Source organism: Lacicoccus kunmingensis DSM 17847 (genome assembly GCF_059568765.1).
Map to the genome: position 1 here is coordinate 13,530 of NZ_JCANUC010000025.1, position 18,441 is coordinate 31,970.

Consider the following 18,441-nt stretch of genomic DNA (forward strand, 5'->3'; position numbering starts at 1 on the left):
TCCTTTAAATTTAGTCTACATCTACCATGTCTTTCGTCTTATCCTTGGCGAACTTTGAGAACAGAATCGTCAGTACAAACGGTACTACAATAGCAATCAGCATGCCAATCGAGAAAAGCAGCCAGAAACCTTCTGTAATCGATATGACACCAGGCACACCGCCGACACCGACACTATAAGCCGTCAGCATGTTCGCCCCGAAAATACCGCCGACTACAGCAGTCGTCAGTATCGCAGCAATAAATGGATATTTCAGCGGCAGATTCACACCGAACATCGCCGGTTCAGTGACACCGAGCCAGCCTGAAATCCCGGAAGTCATTGCCAGACCTTCTTCTTTTCTCTTTTTATTTTTACGGTAAACCATCCATGCGCCGAATGCTGCAGAGCCCTGTGCAATATTTGAAATTGCCAGTATCGGCCATAAGAATGTAGAACCTGTCGTACCGATAAGCTGCAGATCCACTGCCAGGAACATATGATGCATTCCGGTAATTACGAGCGGTGCATAAAACAGACCGTATACTGCTCCGCCGAGAACGCCTGCAGTTTCAAACAGCCAGATGATTGCATCTGTAACAAGCGTACTGCCCCATAAAGTAATCGGACCGATTATTGTATAAGTAAGAATACCGACGACAACCAGTGCAACCGGTGCGACAACAAGCAGTTTAAACATATCATGTACGCGCTTGTTCAGGAATTGCTCCACTTTTGCAAGTACCCATGTCGCAACAAGTACCGGAAGCACCTGTCCCTGATAGTTCAGCTGCTGAACTTCGAGACCAAACACATTCCATGTCGGAATTTCTGCAAGCTCTCCGGATTCACTGTCAAAAAGCCCATATTGACTGGCGAGGTCCGGGTGACACAATGCGACACCAAGTGCGATACCAAGCAATGGATTCCCGCCGAACACTTTCATCGCCGACCAGCCGATCAAGACCGGCAGGAAGATGAATGGCGCCACTGCAATGAAGTTAATCATGCTCGCAATACCTTCAATACCAGGGAAACGGGTAATTACAGAATCAGCTTCCCAGAAAAGCCCCTCCAACGTCAGCAGGTTGTTCAAGCCGAGCAGAAGACCGGCTGTAACAATCGCAGGCAGGATTGGAATGAATATATCCCCCAGCATTTTAATGAACCGCTGCAATGGATTCATCTTAGATGCAGCAGCCTCTTTCACTTCATCTTTGGAGCCGCCGCCCTTGCCTGTTTCTTCTTCAAAGATTTTAAACGCTTCGTTCACCGTACCTTGTCCGATAACAACCTGAAACTGATTGTTAGCCGCAAACGACCCTTTAACCAGATCGATCGAGTCCAGCTTTTCCTTATCAACCTTACTCTCATCATCGAGTGCCAGACGTAATCTTGTTACACAATGCGTTGCCGCATTGACGTTCTCTTTTCCACCGAGTGCTTCGATTATCTCCTTTACATCCTCACGATTTACTGCCATTTCACTCACCCCTTTATTTATATGAAAACCTTACCATGTATAGACATCTATGACAAGAAAACCCAGGACCGATTTTTGTATATTCAAAATATTCTTTCTTAAGTAAATTATATTTTATAACACAAAAAAACACCAGAACCAGCAACAGCTGATTCCAGTGTAATTTTAGGATAGGAAATATTTATTATTATCAGTTATTTTATTTATACCACATTTTCATAGATTAAAACATACTATTTTAATTTTTTCTCACTTTTTTGAATAATAGTACGAATAAACTGATTAAAGCAAACACAATACCCGTACCGATCAATGTCCAGTCCATTGAACTTAAAGAGCCGGTTTCTGCAGCCATTACATCTTCTTCAGTCTCCACAGGCTCAGATAGTTCTGGTTCCTCTTCAACGGGTGCCTCTTCTTCCGCTCCTGTCAAATTAATTTCCAACCCTCTTTTACTGCGGTCCGTCACTTCCAATTCCACCGTGGACTCGGAGACTTCATAATCTTCGGTCGGTTTTATTTCTATCTGATAGTCACCTGACGGTACTTCTTCAAATAAAAACCCCCCGTCCTCGTCGGTTGTAACACTCTGCTCATCAAAAGACTCGCCGCTTAATATCAGCTCGATGCCTTCGATGCCTTCTGCTCCTTCATCAACCGCTTCACCGGAAATGGAGAATACTTCCGAATCTAAAGTGTGCACATCGACAGAAGGTTCTGGTTCCTCGATTTCCACTGGTTCTTCTATCACCGGCACTTCTTCAATCGGTTCTTCATATTGGGGCTCAGGATCGACCGGTTCTTCGATGACCGGTTCCTGTTGTGCAGGTTCTTCATACTGTTCTACAGGCTCCTGCTGCGTTCCCCAATTGTCTTCATCATTATTGTAATAATTCTCATTGCCGTTGTTATTATTGTTGTTATTATTATAGTCGTTGTAGTTATCATTGTTATTGAAGTTGTCATTATTATAGTTATTATTGTTAAAATTATTATTGCTGCCGTCTTCATATGATTCTTCCTGTTCTGACCAGTTACCCTCTTCCGACGACTCCGTATAATCATTTTGCTGTTGTTCCTGATTATCATTCATTGATTCATTTTGCTCTTCAGTATTTTCATTATTGAAATTCTGTCCAGGCTGCAATGTATTTGCCATTGCCCCCGCCGGTAACAATACTAATACAAGACTGGATATTATAAAAAGCAGTTTAAACTTGATGATCCCCACTCCTCCATTAAGTTGTACATTATCACATTAAATATAACATAAATTGTATGTTTATTTACTGGAAATTGACAACCAAGGACGTTTATTTTCCCAATGGACTTTTACAGGGGTTTTATAAATATCACTCAGATTTTCTGATGTCAGGACATCCTCTTTTTTACCGCTGACTACGGCTTCTCCGTCTTTCATCAGCAACACATGGGTAATGACGTCCGTAATTTCTTCAATATGATGGGTGACATAGATCAGGTGGCTTTCACGTTCTTTAATATTCTCGGTAATACCGAGCACATCTTCACGCGACAATATATCGAGACCTGAACACGGTTCATCCAGGATGAGGAGGTCCGGTTCTGTCATCAGCGCACGTCCGATAATTGCGCGTCTTTTTTCACCCTGGGATAAGGTTCTGTAATACTTGCCGTGCAAATAATCCAGTCTCAAATCGGCCATTATACTTTCTGCCTTCTCGCGGTCTTCATCAGTCACTTCCTGATAAATGCCGAATGAGGAGAATTTGCCGCTCAGCACAATATCTTCCACAGTCTGATTGTTCAATGTCGCATCGAATCTTTCCAGCGCAGTTGAAACCACACCGATTCTTTTACGCATTTCGGGAATGCTCGCCTTGCCGAAAGTGGTGTCGAGTATCGTGACGTCCCCCATTGTCGGATAATTATAACCTGTCACAATGTTGAGCAAAGATGTTTTTCCGGACCCGTTCAACCCCAGGACCGCCCAATGTTCACCATTGTTTACCATCCAGTTGATATCCTTTAAAATTTCCTGTCCGCCTTTGATCCACTTAACATCCTCTATATTAATAATCTTATCCATATGCCTCACTCCAGTTAGATGTTTATCCCTATCATAGTCGTTTTTTAACAAAAAAAGAAGACAGGAGGCCCCTGTCTTCAAATTTTATTATTCTTCACCTTCTGTGAGTTCATAGCCGGCGTTCAGTACCTGCTCTTCCGACTGTTCCATACTGATGAATTGTGCATCTTCCGCCTCTTCGTCAAATTCAGAACCTTCGAGATCGGAGACTTCTGAAATGTCCGCTACAGTATAATCCACTTCCAGCGTTTCAATGACACCTTCACCACCGAATTCGATACTATGTTCAACGCCGTCTACACCTTCATAATCCGGCGATTGCTGCTCCAGCAGTTCCTTGGCCTGTGCTTCATTTTCTACACCAAGTGCTTCATAAGTAATATCACTTTCGGAAGTCTGTCTCTGCACTGCATCATCAATGTAATAGTAGACGAGCTCATTCACAAACCCTTCTTCTTCAAGTACGAAAGTTTTGGACTGTTCTTCGCCCGTTGCAGCCTCCTCTCCCGCATCCGCTTCATCGGAGTTTTCAGCTGCAGCATCGTCAGTGCCTGTTTTTGAATCCGTTTCTGTTTCTTCTGTACCCTCTTCAGATTCTGTACCTGCATCGGCACCATCTTCCTCTGCAGTGCTTTCAGATTCACTGTCCGATTCAGTTCCTTCTTCAGTACTGTCCTCAGATCCTGTTTCTTCATTTGATTCACTGTCTTCAGATTCCGTTTCTTCCTCAGAAGCAGAACCGTCAGTGCCTTCTTCTGCCGACTCTGTTTCCTCAGGAGCGGCTTCATCACCTGTATCTGTTTCTTCTTCACCATTGCCGCATGCTGCAATGACGAGTGCTATGCCGCCGATAGAACAAAGCTTAAGTAATTTTTTCATAAAAATTCCCCTCCGGTTGGGTTTAAAAAGATATTCAACACGTTAAATAAAATATTTCGTGAACAACACAATCTATATTTGCCCTCGTTCTCTAATTGTTAAACAACATATTTCATATTTAATGATTAATCCTGCAAAATAAAAAAAGTTGCAGTAAACCTGTATGGTTTTCTGCAACTTTGAGTTCTTAAAATTATACATCAAACAAATTGTTGAATGATTCCGCCATCGTCGGATGGGTATAAATATTGTTTTTCAGCGCTGTTGCGGTAATATCGTGGTCGATAGCAAATTTGACGATGTTGATGATTTCCTCGGAACTTTTACCGTAAAGGCTCGCACCGAGTACTTTGTCCGTATCTTTATCAACGACTGCCTTGAATACGCCGCGCGCATCACTATTCACTTTATGACGCGGAATTTCTTTCACCGGCACTTTGCCTTCCGCCACTTCATGGCCTTTTTTCTTCGCTTGCGAAGCAGTCATGCCGACTCTTGAAAACGGCGGATCGATAAATACCGTATACGGCACTGCACCGCGGTTTTCAATTGTGCGTCCGCCGTTACCTTTCAGCTGATCATAGACGATTCTGAAATCATCCAGTGAAATGTACGTAAACTGCATACCGCCTTTTACATCACCGACAGCATAAATATTTTCAACTGACGTCTGCAAATTATCATTCACTTCCACTGCACCTTCATCATCCAACTTCACACCGGCATTATCCAGTGCGAGCCCGTCCGTATTGGGTATACGGCCTGTAGCCATCAGCATTGCATCCGCTTTAAACTCGCCATTATCCGTTTCAACCAACACCGAGTCACCGTCATTGGAAACTTTAGTCGTTTCCGTACCGCTGACAAATTCAACGCCGGCTTCCACCATATCATCATAGACAGCGGTACCGATATCCTTGTCCTCTTTAATCAGCACATGCTCTGACCTGTCGATGACGGTCACTTTCGTTCCTAATTTAGTGAATAAAGAGATGAACTCCAGCGACACATAACCCGCACCGAGAACCACCAGCGAATCCGGCTGATGATCCAGCTCCATAATGCCTTCTGAATCAAAAATATTTTTAGTGGTATCCATACCTTCGATGCCCGGTATATTACTTTTTGCCCCTGTATTGATGACAATCGTCTCTGCGGTCAATTCCTCTTGAACATTTTCTCCGTCTAATATTTCAACGGTTCTATTGTCTTTGAAACGTGCCGTCTTCGTATAAACATCAACGTTTTCATTGTCTTCAAGATTAGCGTAGTTCTTTTTATTCAACGCATTCACAACATCGATTTTTCTGTCCATCGCGTCTTTAAAGGATGCGCCCCGTCCAGCTTCTTCAATCAGTGTTTTCGAAGGGATACAGGCAGTATTGATACACGTACCGCCGTACATTTTACTGCTTTTCTCAATAAGTGCCACTTTTCTTCCGTCATTGCCGAGAGCACCCGCCAGTGTCTTACCGGCTTTGCCAAAACCAATAATAATGATGTCATAACTCATTTAACACCCTCCATTAATAATCAATACTATTTATATTCCCCGTATTGATGATTCAAAACCAGGCAGGGCGTGTGGAAGATTACGGCCAGAGCAGGTGCTTACTCCATTGTCCGTGACTCTTTTCATATTCCAGGCGGATGTGCGCGAGATCATTCCTCGCCTGGAAAAACTCCATCTTTTCAGGAATCACTTTATATAATGTCCACGTTTTATAGGCTTCTTTATCGGTTTTAACCAATTCCACCGCACGCCGCATCTCACGGTCCAGTTCGTCCATACTGCCGAGCATTTCACTCTGCCTGGCGATGATCGACAGTGCTTTCGAAGTATCGTTCCTTCTGATGAAGTCTTCCCTGTTCTCTTCATCTTCGGCAATTTCCACCCGGCCGGCAATACGGATCTGCCTGCCGACCTCCCCCCAGTAGAAGGTCATTGCCGCATTCTTATTATGTTCCAGATTTTGTCCTTTAAGACTTTCAGAATTTGAACCGATGATGAAACCTTCTGCGTCCATATCCCGCAAATTCACAATGCGGGCGCTCGGCACACCCTCTGCATCCGCCGTACTGAAGACGAAAGCACTCGGTTCCAATACCTCGGCATCCACGGCATGGCCGAACCAATCATAAAAAGTCTCCAACGGACTGTCCGGTGCATCTTCAATTTTGAATTCCGGATAATCCCCGGACAGGGCAGGATTTTTATAAATCAGTTTTTTTATATCCATATGATATCTCTCCTCACATTGAATACCATGATACCGGGATAATATATATTTTTACAGCAAATCATCAATTAAGTTTTGTAAAATAAAGAACACCATGCAATGATCATCCTACACGGTGCGCTGTATTATATAATTCTATTCAACAGTCAGACTGACTTCTCCAAGGTTTTCGAAACTTGCCTTGAAGCGGTCGCCTTTCTCAATATCCACTGCCTTTGTCAATGCACCGGCAAGTATGAACTCACCCTTTTTGAGGGAAATGTCATATTCACTCAGTGATTTTGCCAGCCATACGACAGCTTCGAGCGGATTGCCAAGTACGGCTGAGCCGTATCCTTCATCCAATTTCTCGTCATTTTTGAAAACTTCCATTTTAACATTCGGAAGGTCGATATCTGACAGGTTTTTCCGGCCTTCACCGATAATCATTCCCGCTGATGAACCATTATCAGATACCGTATCCTCGAATTTTATTTTCCAGTCCTTTATACGGCTGTCGATCAGTTCTGCGACAGGCACTGCAGAGTCAATGGCATCAATGACAGTGTCCATGGATATGTTGTTGCTGTCGATATTTTTTTTCAATTTGAAACCGATCTCGAACTCGACCCTCGGCCAGATGAATGCGTCACTGCTTATCGTTGAATCATAAACCATATCATCGAATATATGACCGTAATCCGGTTTATCCACACCCAACATATCCTGCATCGCCTTACTGGTCAGCCCGATTTTTTTACCGACGATTTCAGCACCGTCATTCAGACGGTTGTCCACGTAGGCAAGCTGCACACCATATGCTTCTTTTTCCGTCATATCAGAATACTGATCTGTAAAACTTTCTATAGGTGCTCTGTTCTTCTCTGCATTGTATATATCTAGTCCAAGCTGTTTCACATCCATAATCCATGATTCACCTTTCTAGTTTGCTACTAGTTGATATTTTGTACTTGATGCCACTTTATTCTTCCAGATGATACTGATATTTCTATAATTGATCTTGTTCATCAGACATCTTTTCGTGAAATAGATTTTGCGGTCATCATTATCTACATGAATCTGACTATCGTACTTTATACCGCCGATATCTATTGAAACATCGTAGATGCCATCGCACGGCAGCATATAATACGCTTCCAGTTCCATATCACCGTCTTTGACATTTAAACATGTACGGTACAATCTGCCAATCATATTCGACAATTCAGACATTCTTCCGTCGGCAATCGCGTTGCGTATTCTTGTAGAGCTGATTTTCTCACCCTGATACTCGACTTTCTCCACCGTCGTCGTTGTCACTTTATGTCCGGAATCGCTAAAGATGGTATCAATACTGCCGGTGCCTTTGAATCCGTATGAGAAATCATACCCTGCAACCGCATGCCGGGTCTTCAAGTTCATCAAATATTCCTCAACATACTCTTCTGGAGACAATGAAGCGAAAGTCTTTGTAAAATCAATGATATATAAAGTGTCCACATCCAAAGTCTCAAGCACTCTGATTTTCTCTTTCAGCGGAATTAAATAATCCACTTTATCCTTGCCAGCAGACAACACTTCTCTCGGGTGAGGGAAAAAGCTCATGACATTTGTGGATACACCACGTTTTTCCGCCTCACATTTAGCTGTTTCAATCACTTTTTCATGCCCTTTATGAACACCGTCAAAAAAGCCCAATGCGACAACATTTTCCTTAGCCCGCTTCTGCCAATATTCAAGATTTTCTTCATTGATGAAAATGACTTCCATTTAAAACGCCTCCATTAAAAAGTTGGCTTACTTAACAGTTTCTTCAACCAGTTCCAGGTTTCTATACTTACCACAATTGAAGATTAACGGCTCGCCGTCAACAACTTCAAATTCGTTCACTTTACCGATAAACAGTACGTGGTCTCCTTCAACATGTTCATTGTACACTTCACATGACAGCTGACATAGAGCATTCTTTACAACAGGCACATCTGCCAGTCTGTCGAATTCAAACTCATCTTCGAACGCCTTCTGACCCGCGAATCTCATTGATTCGTCCTGCTGCTCACATGACAGAACGTTGACTGAGAACTTCCCGCTCTTTCTGATGCGCTCCAGCATATTCGCCTTATCGCCGATTGAGATGACAATCAGCTTCGGATCCAGTGAGACTGACATGAACGCATTTGCAGTCATTCCATAAGTTTCACCGTCTACTTCTGTCGCTATAACGTTGACACCTGTTGCGAATTTCCCCATTGCATTTCTAAATAATCTACCATCTTCCATAGAATATTCCTCCTAATTAGATTCTTCGCTCACTTTATTTGTAATTGTCTTGTTAATCTCTTCTTCTTCCGTCTGAACACTTTCTTCTTTATCTTTGCCAAGAATATTCGTCTTCTCTATAAGGAAATAAAGTACAAATCCTGATGCAAGCGCAGGTGCTGCACCATACAAAGCAAGTATGATCGCCATAAGACCCGCTACGCCCATCTCATTTTCATTGCTGACCTGTTTCATACCAATGGTAATACATAAGTAACCGGTCAGTATCAGTGTAAGAGATAGTGCAATCGGCAAAAACGGTGTGAAAAATGACACGATAGGCAGTATCAATATTCCTACTGTAAAAGCTATCAGCATTGTATTCGCACCCGAATAAATGGAATTCATAGCTTTTTTACCGTAAGTATACCGCTCTGCAACCGATGCGGTACCCGCTGTAAATATCGGCCCTGCCATACCCGGATGCGGTGCAATAAAAGCATTCAGTAAATTTCTTAATGCAGTAATTTTATGCAGGTTGCTGAACGTGTATTTTATTTTTTCATCCGGTCTGGATTTCTCTGCACGTTTCATCAGCTGATCTCCGACAATGATGTCTCCATATGCAATGATATATGCCATTATTGCAATCGGAATGGCTTGAATAAACATCTCAACACTCGGTAAACCGATTACAAAAGGAGTAATGGCCCATACTTCCTGAAATGCGAGTGGTGTAATGCCCCATTCAATTGTCGGTACGTTATATTCTCCGACCAGTACACCAACGATAATTGCAACGAGAATTGCCGGTAATATACCGTAATTGGCAATATTTTTAACCCAGATGTGACTTTTGGTCACCTTCTTGAAAAACATCGAGAACATGGTGAACAGGCAAAGAATCGCTCCGATAGTAATTGCAATCGGAGTCTCGGACATTCTGCCTCCGGGCTCAAGTTCCGTCATGATTGCTGCGATACCTGCACCTATTAATATCCCCGCTTTTAATGAATTCGGCAGTTTTGACACGACTTTTTCCCCAATCCCGCTGAATGCAAATATGAAATATATCAAGGCAAGTACAATCTGTACCGCAATGATGGCGTGAACCGCTTCAGTCCCTGTCTCATAACCCTGTAGAAATACCACAATGAGAGGGATGAGCGCAGTAATGAACCCCGATACGAACGGGACCCCCATGGATGAAGGCAGCAGCATCAACAGTTGGTTGATGACTGTGATTGTGACCGCTGCGCTGAATGATATCCCCATAAAACTGGTCATGATCTCGACCATGCTTAAACCTGCTGTAAATAAAACCAGACCTTGAAAGAATTCAGCCTTCTCAATTCTGTAATGTAAGAATGGTAATCTGATTTTCATCGATCCCAATGGCCAATACGGCTGCTCTTCCCCATCTTTTCTTTTATAGAAGCTCAAATCAATTTCCCCCTTGATGATAAGTCCCGGATGAAAAACTCATCCAGGACATTTTCTTAGTCTTTATACGGCTCCAGGAAATCGATAATTACTCGATTAAATTCTTCTACCTGTTCCCACTGCGGCCAATGACCTGCATCTTTGATCACAGTCAGTTCTGCCCCGGGAATCATGTCTTTTATCGGTCCTGCCTGCTCTACAGTTGAAGTCGGATCATGATCCGTCCATGCAAGAAGTGTCGGCGCCTGAATTTTACTGCACCAGGAAGGATCCCAGATATACTGCTTTCTTGCTTCCGGTTCCTGGAGATAAACAATGTTATGCACTGCTTCCTGGTAGGAAGGTTGAGTGTAAATATCATAACGGACTTGAATAAGCTCATCCGTCACGACGCTTTTATCGTACATCAGCCACTCCAGACGTGTTTTTACATTTTCATAGTTCGCTTCAAGTACAGCTTTCAAAGTAGAGGCTTTCAGTCTTTCCATTACTTCAGGATCACTGTTTACGTTACCTGGAGTGTTAAGAACCATCGCCTTGACATATTCAGGGTGCTCTGCTGCAAACCAGCCGGATACCCAGCCGCCAAGTGATTCGCCGGATAAAAATACTTTTTCATGACCCAGAGCTTTTATAACATCAAACAGATGATCACTGTATGCATCAATGCCATATGGTTTATCGGGTTTATCTGTATACCCGTGGCCCAGCATATCCACAACATACAATTTAAAATGTTCTGCCAGTCCTCTTACATTTTTGCCGTATGCCTCGATGTGACCGCCCGTACCGTGAAGTAAAATAAGCGGCTCTCCTTCTCCTGCTTCGAGCACACGTGTTTTTACACCGTTAGCATCCAAATAAAACAACTTAAACTCTGTATCTTGTACTTCTGTCCAAAGTGACATAAATAAAAAACCTCCACAATAAATTTTTATATCTTAATTATTAACTTTCGAACCGACCCAGTCTTTATTCACAGGTGTCGTTTCAAAGAACGCATCCGGTACGGCCGGCCCCCACCATAATCTGCCTTTTGAATCATAATCTTCTTTTGTCCATCCGATTGGCGGGAGATCCTGGTCACGGTTATAGTCACCGGAATAGATCTCTATTCTGTGGCCGTCAGGGTCTCGGATGTATAAGAAGAATGCATTGGATACGCCGTGGCGGCCCGGACCATATTCAACCGCGTCACGGTAGCCGGCATCCGCAAGTAAATCGGCCGTTCTTACAACTGCCGATACGCCGTCAACAATGTAAGCGATATGGTGAAGCGCCGTTTCTTCCTGTTTAACAAGTGCAACGTCATGTGTTGACGTTTTCGCTCTTGTCCATGCAGCAAATTTTTCATCGCCATCCTGAACGTATTCTGAAATGCTAAATCCTATTTTCTCCCAATACTTCCATGCCTCGTCGACACTTTTCACACGCAGGTTCATGTGGTCGATCCGAACTGGCGGAATGCCATTGAAGATATGTGTATTTCTCATTGGCAGTTTCTCAACGCCTGCCCTGCCTCCTCCGACATCCACCTGCTTCATGGAATGATAGAATTCCACCGGGTGTCCGCTCGGTTCAGCGACACGCAGCGTGCGGCCCCGGCCTGGATGTACATCTTCAACCATTTCAGTTTCGATGCCCATTTCGTGATGCAGTGCCTCAAGTTCGTCTAAATATTCTTCACTTGAAACTCTCAGGCCGAAATTTGCAAGTGCAATATTTTCATGTTCTGTAAGCACCAATGTATGTGCATCAAATTCATCTGTCGCTTTCAGATACAGGCTGCTGTCTGTTCTATCTCCTTTAATGAATCCTAAAGTATCCACATAAAATTTTTCTGATTGATCTAAATTTGAAACGTAGAGCTCTATTTGTCCAAGTCTTAATATCATAGTTTTTCACCCTTAGTCATTATTTAATTTTTTAACCTCTGACACCACTGTCAAATCCGAATAATTCCTGTCCATATGCAGCAACTGCATCTTCATTCAACGATGTTTTATGTGTTGCAAGTGAAACAAGATCTCTGAAGAACAATTCTATCGGGCCGCCTTTATACAGTGCACCACCGCCCAGTGTCAAGATGATTCTCATGCCGATATCCACACATAGCTTGATCAGCTTGGTACGGATTGCAAAAAATTCTGCATTGTCAGTTTTACAGCCATCTTTTTCGTAATCTTCCAGAAGATTGATATATTTATCGAGCATCGCTTCCGCAGCAAGAAAGTCCTGAGATATTTCCGCCACTACACGCTGGCTTCTTGGTGATTCGCTTTCATGGATGCCATCCATCAGGCGGTATCTTTTTTCAGTCTGTTTTTTGAACTCTTCTATCATTCTTTCAGCAGCACCTACAGCCATTACCGGGAAACCGAAATAGAATGTAGGGAACAATGGCTTATGATAGAACGGGTAATCTTTTTCATAGTTTTCCATAGGTGGTCTTCTTGTTTCTTCCGCTTCAGCCACTTTAAAGATTCTTGAATCGGGAACAAATACATTTTCCAGAACAACCTGGTTGCTTCCGCTTCCTCTTAAACCGAAAGTGTCCCAGTTTTCGACGACTTGCAGTTCTTTTCTCGGTACTATTGGCAGAATGAATTCTTTTTCTCCTTTTTCATTCTCCGCTTTCAACCCGACACCGACCCAGTCAGCATGGTTGACGCCACTTACGAAGCTCCATTTACCGCTGATGATATAACCGCCTTCTACACGTTCACCTTCACCGATTGCTGCGAAGATGTCTGCGATCAGTCCGCCTTGTTCATAGATTTCATCCTGACCTTCCTGCGGCAGATATGCCGGAAGCATATTATGAAGCGGATATAAGAATGATAACCAGGCAGCAGATAAATTGTAATTTGAAACTGTGCGCAGAACTTTAACAAATGTTTTTAGATCTACACCCGGTCCGCCCTGGTTTTTAGGGATCATCATCTTAGTAATGCCCACTTCTTTCATCAGTTCGACGACTTCTGGTGACACACTTGCATTTTCTTCAGCTTCCTGTGCTTTTTCTTCAGCAAGTGCTCCGACCCGCTTCGCACCTTCTATTAGTTCTTCTTCGGTCAATGCAGAATAGTTTTTAACTGATTGTGTCATTTTAAAATCTCCTTTTTTAATTTTCTGTCTTGTATGCGGTTTCAAGTATGATTCTCATTGTAGATGATGACTTTTCAGAAAACTAGAACACGGAATGTCAGACATTCATTTAAAAATGAACACTTTTTGTTACATTGTGATTTAGTAATCAATTCGCTGTTCCAAAAAAAGAAGCCGCCTTATGAAAGGTCGACTTCTCTAATCACTATAACCGCTTTTATTATCAGCAGCAGATGATTGCTGATGTTCGGATCTCTTAAATCCTTTTCAAGCAGTTCTTCTATTTTTTGAATCCGGTGTCTCAGACCACTCATTGATAATGCCAGATCGGCTGAAGTATTCTTCAGGTTACCACCGTTCGATAAAAAGTAGTAAAGCGTTTTTAACAACTCAATATCTATATTCCCTTCACTATCCTGAAGCCCTTTCAATTCTTCATCTGCAATGTATTCGATACTTTTCTTATTGTTGGCATTGATCAGCGCACCGACTATACCAAGTTCTTTATAAAATACCACTTCATTTTGGACAGCGAGACGGCTGGCTATTACTGCCTCTTCCAGCCCTCTGCCGGTATTTTCTATTCCTTTATTTACATTGCTGATGCCGATGACAAGCCTATTGCCGGAGATTTTCTCAATCCTTTTCTTGTAGTTCTTTACTGCCCCCGCGATTTTATCAGGAGACATAATCATTGTGACGACCCTGTCATTGATAATCGCAGTCAACACCGTTTTGTTTAATTTTTGGAAGTATGTATATGTTTCTTCCTGTACTTTTTCTTGGAATGAGAACTCTTCTTCAATGGAATCAAATGGTTTATCCACTTCCAGGACGAATATTAAATATGAATCATCAAAATCAACACCGATGTACTTACCTCTTCTCAAAAGCTCTGACTTAGAACCTTCCTTATGGATCACCTGTTCCAAGTAGTGCCCCTTCATACGGCCGAGTGTCTCGATTTTCGCTTTTTCATTCTGCATGATCAGAGCGACAGTATTTGCCAGATGATCCAAGTATAAATGCTCCTCATGATAGTCTGAATGCGTCCGCGGACCCGTAATTGTCGAACAGTACCCGAGTATTTCCCTTTCAACGACTATTGGAACAATCACTCGATGATAATGCTTAGTTTTATGGACATACTGTTGGAAAGGAAACGAATATTTCCCTTTTTCCTCTATAAGAAATTTCGGGATATCCTCCTCGCTGTCACGTTTTAGGTCCTCGATATCACCAACTGAAAATCCCGCAGAAGTAATTGTTTCAAATTCAAGGTTATCAATCGTGAGCGGCATATCCGTAAACTCATAGGCGGTTGTCACTATGGAGTTTAAGTCTCTGCCGTTAACCACCGCTTCAGTCAATTCTTTTTGAAATTCAGATAAGGAAGTGATGAACTCAGTCTGTTCCAGCATCTGATCGTATGTCACTTCGAGTTCCTTAACAATCGGTGTCCTGTCCATGAGCGCAACAGGCACATGATCCACATCCCCCTGCCAGTCTTCTTTCGGACGGATCATCCATTGACATGCATGATCACCGCAGGCTACACATGTGATTTCTTTGGCGATCAGTACTTTATTGAAAATAGTAGACATCATACCACTCGAATATCCTGTCAGAGTGTGACAGACGGGAGTATCGGAGGCGCCCAGGCGGGAAAGGTGTTCCCTCGCTTCGTACGAACCATGCCACTCGCCTCTCCCGACCAGTGTTTTAAGAGTACCGTCCTCGTTATATTCGATGTCACATCTATGATCAATGCCTGTTATATGGCCATTTCTTATATGTTCCTGCGGCCCGTCAACAACATACTGCTCCAACGGCTTTTTAATTTTCAGCAGTTCATTGGCATCCTGTACACCCATGTCCCAGCCGAACTGGAAAAGGAAGCTCGCCAGGCGTGAAGCACCGATGTGCTGAACAATATTCTGACGTAATATACCCATTGAAGATTTGGACAATCTGAGCTTGCTGGTATCTTCCATCCTTCCGGGTTTGATACGATTCTCCCCTACAGAAACTTTCATTAAACCATCCCCTAAAGAAAATTATTTGATTTATGTTAAAACCATTTATCTGTTTTCAGAAATGTTAACATGATATTAGTCAGTTTAGAAAACGCTTTCTATTTTGTCAATAAAGAACACCAGACTGGGATTTCAGCCTGGTGGTTAATTCTCTTATAAATTTATGCGAGCAGTTCCTGTCTTGATTTTTCGTGCTTATCCAACATAATCTGTTCAGGATTGATGCCTTCATTACGCAGAGTCGCGATGTTTTCACTCAGGAATTCATCACTGCCGACTACATAAAAGAGTCCTTCTTTATCTTCTGCCAGCTGTTTTACACGATCATAATAACCATTCCGGTTATCCATGAATTCTGAAGTCAGACCGTTACGGGATTCGGGCACGAACAAGTCCGGGAACAGGTAGTTTTTCGATGAATCTATATTAAGTGAATGGATTTTATTGACCTTATCAGCATTGTTCAAGTAATCGAGAACCAATGGTCTGAAGGTGGCGATGCCGACCCCTGACGATAACAGGTAAACAGGCTTATCCTCCCTTTTCAGAGGTACATTGGAATGTGTTTTAAACAGCGCCACCTGTTCACCGATTTCAAGTGAATCCAGACGTTCTTTAAATTCTGACCGCTGTGCTCTGACACGGGTAGTGATACCTATCGTCTTTTCGCCAGGTAGAGTACAGATTGACATATGACGTATTAAACTTCTGTTCGGCTTTTCACATGCATTGAAGCCTTCCAGTGCAAGATGGGTATGCGCACCCTCTTCCCATGTGAAATCTTCAGGGCAGTCCAGTATATATGTTTTAGTTTCAGGCGACTCTTCCACTACATCTCTGATCTTCGTCCAATAAATTTTAACCATATTAAGCGCTCCTCATCATATTAAGTATATCCTTACATATTAATATACCCTAAGTGATAACGATTCTCAATTAAAGTTTTTAAAACGGCTGTTTCCATATGAAATCAGCCGTTGGTCGTACCGTTTATCTGTTCAGAGCTTTAGATCGTCCGTTTTCACAAAGATATATTCTGCACATTCATCATGTACGACTAAACGCACCGCTGAATAACCCATGTGAAACAATTCCTGAAATTTCCTGCGGGTTTTAAACCGCCAGTCCAACGCGAGTGAAGGACTTTCCGACTTCAGTCTCTGGAAATCTTTCGGTACAAATAATGAATAGACTTGGGCCGACAGTTCATCATGATCGACACCGACAAATTCCAATAATCCATCACTGTTATTTCTGACAGTATTTAAAGGAACACGTCCGCTCACACCTAATCGCTTAGCATCACTCACATAATCACTTTTCAAATGCCAACGCACCTCAAAACGGTCTGAAGGCAGCCCTTTATTCATCCCGTCAACCATTTCTCCGTAGCAGTTTTCTATATATGTATTGCAAACAGCGCTCAATTTGGTCAGGTTTAAATAAGCGTTTCTCGTTTCAAGCGGGTCGTAAGTCCAGATCATCAGGTCATAACCTTTATCAATCGCGATTTCACGCTGTTTCAATTTTAATTTGGCACCGATATTGCGGGAACGATATTCTGGATCAATCGCAAGCATATGCGAACACAAATAACTTTTGCCATTTTTAAAGCCGGTAAAACTGTAACAGAAACCGATAATTTCCTCCTTTTCAAATGCTGCAAGGACGATGCCGCCGTTTTTCACTGCGGTAAAAGTCTGGTGCACCGGTATGGGAGACATTTCCCATATTATGGACTCTATTTGCTGCATCAGTTTGAGTTCATTCATCGTTTTCAACTCTTTGATCACTGTCATCTCATACACCTCTTCAAGGTTCGTTTCCTATCATAATATAGGGTCGTTTCCTATTAGACAAATAACTAATTCCATATGTTACAATATAACAAATTACACTTCGGAGGTGTTACAGTGCGTGAAGAATTGAAATCCATATGGATTGAAACATTTAAAGGCATCGAGGAAGGACAGTCAAGCCATTTGGTCGAGACAAAACCGGGCACGGGGATTTTTGGAACAATTGCAAGACTAAGTGCACGACAAGCGTCCCAAAATATTAATGGCAACACCATTGCCGCACATGCGCATCATACAATGTACCATATCACTGTTTGCCTGAGCTTTCTGGAAGGAAATGAACCAGAAGCAGACTGGTCGAAAAGCTGGAAGATTAGTGAAGTCGATGGTGAAGAATGGCAAAATATCAGAGATTCACTGGAAATTGCCTACAATAAGATGCTGAAGCGGATTGAGATAAATGAGTTGGATGATATTTCTGTAAGATTCATATTGTCCAGTCTGTCTCATGCAGCATATCATCTGGGCGCCATCAGACAGATGGTTAAAAATTTATGAGGGACCATCTATATTGAACAGCCGATATACATTCTCAAATATATCGGCTTTATTAATTCATGATACCGAGTGATCTTCTGTCAAGATTTCGGACACATTAAATCAAGACGATGTGATTTTTGCTACTGATTTTTCCTTGATATGCTCAAGATTCAAATGCTGGATAACGTCATTATCCGGCATATTTCTTCTCGAAAGCGATTGGTGAAAGATAATCGAGATAGGCATGGATTCTTTCGTAATTGTAGAAACTGATAATATATTCGAGTATGCTTCTGCTGGCTGCTTCGCGTGTCTGATAGCGCGCAGGATGAATCAGTTCTTTCTTGATGATGCTGTGAAACGACTCGATACAGGCGTTGTCATAACAGTTGCCTTTACGACTCATGCTTGTCGTGATCTCATTTTCAAGCAGTAATGCCTGATAATCCAAGGCAGCATACTGGCTGCCTCGGTCTGAATGATGAATCAAGCCCGCTGTAGGCGGCTGTGTCTGGAATGCACGCTTCAACGCCTGAATGACGAGCGCCTGTGTCATTCGATCTGACATGGCCCAGCCAATCACACGTCTTGAAAATAAGTCCATCACAGTCGCCAGATAGAGCCAGCC

18 protein-coding genes are annotated in these 18,441 nt (G+C 42.6%); 1 reads left to right on the forward strand and 17 read right to left on the reverse strand.

Annotated features, from left to right (window positions below; all coding sequences use genetic code 11):
* Positions 1 to 10: 10 nt before the first annotated feature.
* The 16 genes from treP to BO48_RS15200 form a co-directional block, all read right to left on the reverse strand.
* The gene (treP, locus tag BO48_RS15125) at positions 11 to 1,462 is read right to left on the reverse strand and encodes a PTS system trehalose-specific EIIBC component (RefSeq protein WP_496368710.1); all 1,452 of its coding nucleotides are present in this window, start codon (positions 1,460 to 1,462) and stop codon (positions 11 to 13) included.
* A gap of 238 nt (positions 1,463 to 1,700) precedes the next feature.
* On the reverse strand, positions 1,701 to 2,621 hold the full coding sequence (locus tag BO48_RS15130) for a carboxypeptidase-like regulatory domain-containing protein (RefSeq protein ID WP_496368712.1): 921 nt from the start codon (positions 2,619 to 2,621) through the stop codon (positions 1,701 to 1,703).
* 123 nt (positions 2,622 to 2,744) lie between these two features.
* On the reverse strand, positions 2,745 to 3,530 hold the full coding sequence (locus BO48_RS15135) for an ABC transporter ATP-binding protein (RefSeq protein ID WP_496368714.1): 786 nt from the start codon (positions 3,528 to 3,530) through the stop codon (positions 2,745 to 2,747).
* 87 nt (positions 3,531 to 3,617) lie between these two features.
* Positions 3,618 to 4,409 carry a DUF1307 domain-containing protein gene (locus BO48_RS15140; protein WP_496368716.1) on the reverse strand — a complete coding sequence of 264 codons (792 nt, stop codon included), beginning with the start codon at positions 4,407 to 4,409 and terminating at the stop codon, positions 3,618 to 3,620.
* Positions 4,410 to 4,602: 193 nt separating this feature from the next.
* Entirely contained in the window at positions 4,603 to 5,922 is a 1,320-nt protein-coding gene (merA, locus tag BO48_RS15145; RefSeq protein ID WP_496368718.1) for a hypothiocyanous acid reductase MerA, read from the reverse strand.
* A 79-nt stretch (positions 5,923 to 6,001) separates the two neighbouring features.
* On the reverse strand, positions 6,002 to 6,649 hold the full coding sequence (locus tag BO48_RS15150; protein WP_496368720.1) for a pyridoxine/pyridoxamine 5'-phosphate oxidase: 648 nt from the start codon (positions 6,647 to 6,649) through the stop codon (positions 6,002 to 6,004).
* A gap of 135 nt (positions 6,650 to 6,784) precedes the next feature.
* Complete coding sequence (locus tag BO48_RS15155; protein WP_496368722.1) at positions 6,785 to 7,552, reverse strand: 2-keto-4-pentenoate hydratase; 768 nt, start codon at positions 7,550 to 7,552, stop codon at positions 6,785 to 6,787.
* A gap of 18 nt (positions 7,553 to 7,570) precedes the next feature.
* On the reverse strand, positions 7,571 to 8,398 hold the full coding sequence (locus tag BO48_RS15160; RefSeq protein ID WP_496368724.1) for an FAD synthetase family protein: 828 nt from the start codon (positions 8,396 to 8,398) through the stop codon (positions 7,571 to 7,573).
* Positions 8,399 to 8,425: 27 nt separating this feature from the next.
* A complete protein-coding gene (locus BO48_RS15165) occupies positions 8,426 to 8,908 on the reverse strand; it encodes a flavin reductase family protein (protein WP_496368725.1) in 483 nt (160 codons plus the stop codon).
* A gap of 12 nt (positions 8,909 to 8,920) precedes the next feature.
* Complete coding sequence (locus tag BO48_RS15170; protein ID WP_496368726.1) at positions 8,921 to 10,330, reverse strand: solute carrier family 23 protein; 1,410 nt, start codon at positions 10,328 to 10,330, stop codon at positions 8,921 to 8,923.
* 56 nt (positions 10,331 to 10,386) lie between these two features.
* Entirely contained in the window at positions 10,387 to 11,238 is an 852-nt protein-coding gene (locus BO48_RS15175; protein WP_496368728.1) for an alpha/beta fold hydrolase, read from the reverse strand.
* A 33-nt stretch (positions 11,239 to 11,271) separates the two neighbouring features.
* Entirely contained in the window at positions 11,272 to 12,225 is a 954-nt protein-coding gene (gene hpaD, locus BO48_RS15180) for a 3,4-dihydroxyphenylacetate 2,3-dioxygenase (protein WP_496368730.1), read from the reverse strand.
* A 31-nt stretch (positions 12,226 to 12,256) separates the two neighbouring features.
* Positions 12,257 to 13,438 carry an acyl-CoA dehydrogenase family protein gene (locus BO48_RS15185; protein WP_496368732.1) on the reverse strand — a complete coding sequence of 394 codons (1,182 nt, stop codon included), beginning with the start codon at positions 13,436 to 13,438 and terminating at the stop codon, positions 12,257 to 12,259.
* A 179-nt stretch (positions 13,439 to 13,617) separates the two neighbouring features.
* Entirely contained in the window at positions 13,618 to 15,474 is a 1,857-nt protein-coding gene (locus tag BO48_RS15190) for a V4R domain-containing protein (RefSeq protein WP_496368734.1), read from the reverse strand.
* A 161-nt stretch (positions 15,475 to 15,635) separates the two neighbouring features.
* The gene (locus tag BO48_RS15195; protein WP_496368736.1) at positions 15,636 to 16,340 is read right to left on the reverse strand and encodes a dihydropteridine reductase; all 705 of its coding nucleotides are present in this window, start codon (positions 16,338 to 16,340) and stop codon (positions 15,636 to 15,638) included.
* A gap of 132 nt (positions 16,341 to 16,472) precedes the next feature.
* Complete coding sequence (locus BO48_RS15200) at positions 16,473 to 17,273, reverse strand: GNAT family N-acetyltransferase (protein WP_496368738.1); 801 nt, start codon at positions 17,271 to 17,273, stop codon at positions 16,473 to 16,475.
* Between the two features lie 114 nt (positions 17,274 to 17,387).
* On the opposite strand from BO48_RS15200, the gene BO48_RS15205 reads away from it, so the two are divergent.
* Positions 17,388 to 17,831, forward strand: a complete 444-nt coding sequence (locus tag BO48_RS15205) for a hypothetical protein (RefSeq protein ID WP_496368740.1) — start codon at positions 17,388 to 17,390, stop codon at positions 17,829 to 17,831.
* A 172-nt stretch (positions 17,832 to 18,003) separates the two neighbouring features.
* Here BO48_RS15205 and BO48_RS15210 read toward each other — a convergent pair.
* A partial coding sequence (locus tag BO48_RS15210) for an IS3 family transposase (RefSeq protein ID WP_496368742.1) occupies positions 18,004 to 18,441 on the reverse strand: 438 nt, incomplete at its 5' end.

Coding starts and splice junctions, on each gene's coding strand:
- treP (WP_496368710.1), bottom strand. CDS start 1,462: ATGGCAGTAAATCGTGAGGATGTAAAGGAGATAATCGAAGCACTCGGT.
- BO48_RS15130 (WP_496368712.1), bottom strand. CDS start 2,621: ATGGCAAATACATTGCAGCCTGGACAGAATTTCAATAATGAAAATACT.
- BO48_RS15135 (WP_496368714.1), bottom strand. CDS start 3,530: ATGGATAAGATTATTAATATAGAGGATGTTAAGTGGATCAAAGGCGGA.
- BO48_RS15140 (WP_496368716.1), bottom strand. CDS start 4,409: ATGAAAAAATTACTTAAGCTTTGTTCTATCGGCGGCATAGCACTCGTC.
- merA (WP_496368718.1), bottom strand. CDS start 5,922: ATGAGTTATGACATCATTATTATTGGTTTTGGCAAAGCCGGTAAGACA.
- BO48_RS15150 (WP_496368720.1), bottom strand. CDS start 6,649: ATGGATATAAAAAAACTGATTTATAAAAATCCTGCCCTGTCCGGGGAT.
- BO48_RS15155 (WP_496368722.1), bottom strand. CDS start 7,552: ATGGATGTGAAACAGCTTGGACTAGATATATACAATGCAGAGAAGAAC.
- BO48_RS15160 (WP_496368724.1), bottom strand. CDS start 8,398: ATGGAAGTCATTTTCATCAATGAAGAAAATCTTGAATATTGGCAGAAG.
- BO48_RS15165 (WP_496368725.1), bottom strand. CDS start 8,908: ATGGAAGATGGTAGATTATTTAGAAATGCAATGGGGAAATTCGCAACA.
- BO48_RS15175 (WP_496368728.1), bottom strand. CDS start 11,238: ATGTCACTTTGGACAGAAGTACAAGATACAGAGTTTAAGTTGTTTTAT.
- hpaD (WP_496368730.1), bottom strand. CDS start 12,225: ATGATATTAAGACTTGGACAAATAGAGCTCTACGTTTCAAATTTAGAT.
- BO48_RS15185 (WP_496368732.1), bottom strand. CDS start 13,438: ATGACACAATCAGTTAAAAACTATTCTGCATTGACCGAAGAAGAACTA.
- BO48_RS15190 (WP_496368734.1), bottom strand. CDS start 15,474: ATGAAAGTTTCTGTAGGGGAGAATCGTATCAAACCCGGAAGGATGGAA.
- BO48_RS15195 (WP_496368736.1), bottom strand. CDS start 16,340: ATGGTTAAAATTTATTGGACGAAGATCAGAGATGTAGTGGAAGAGTCG.
- BO48_RS15200 (WP_496368738.1), bottom strand. CDS start 17,273: ATGACAGTGATCAAAGAGTTGAAAACGATGAATGAACTCAAACTGATG.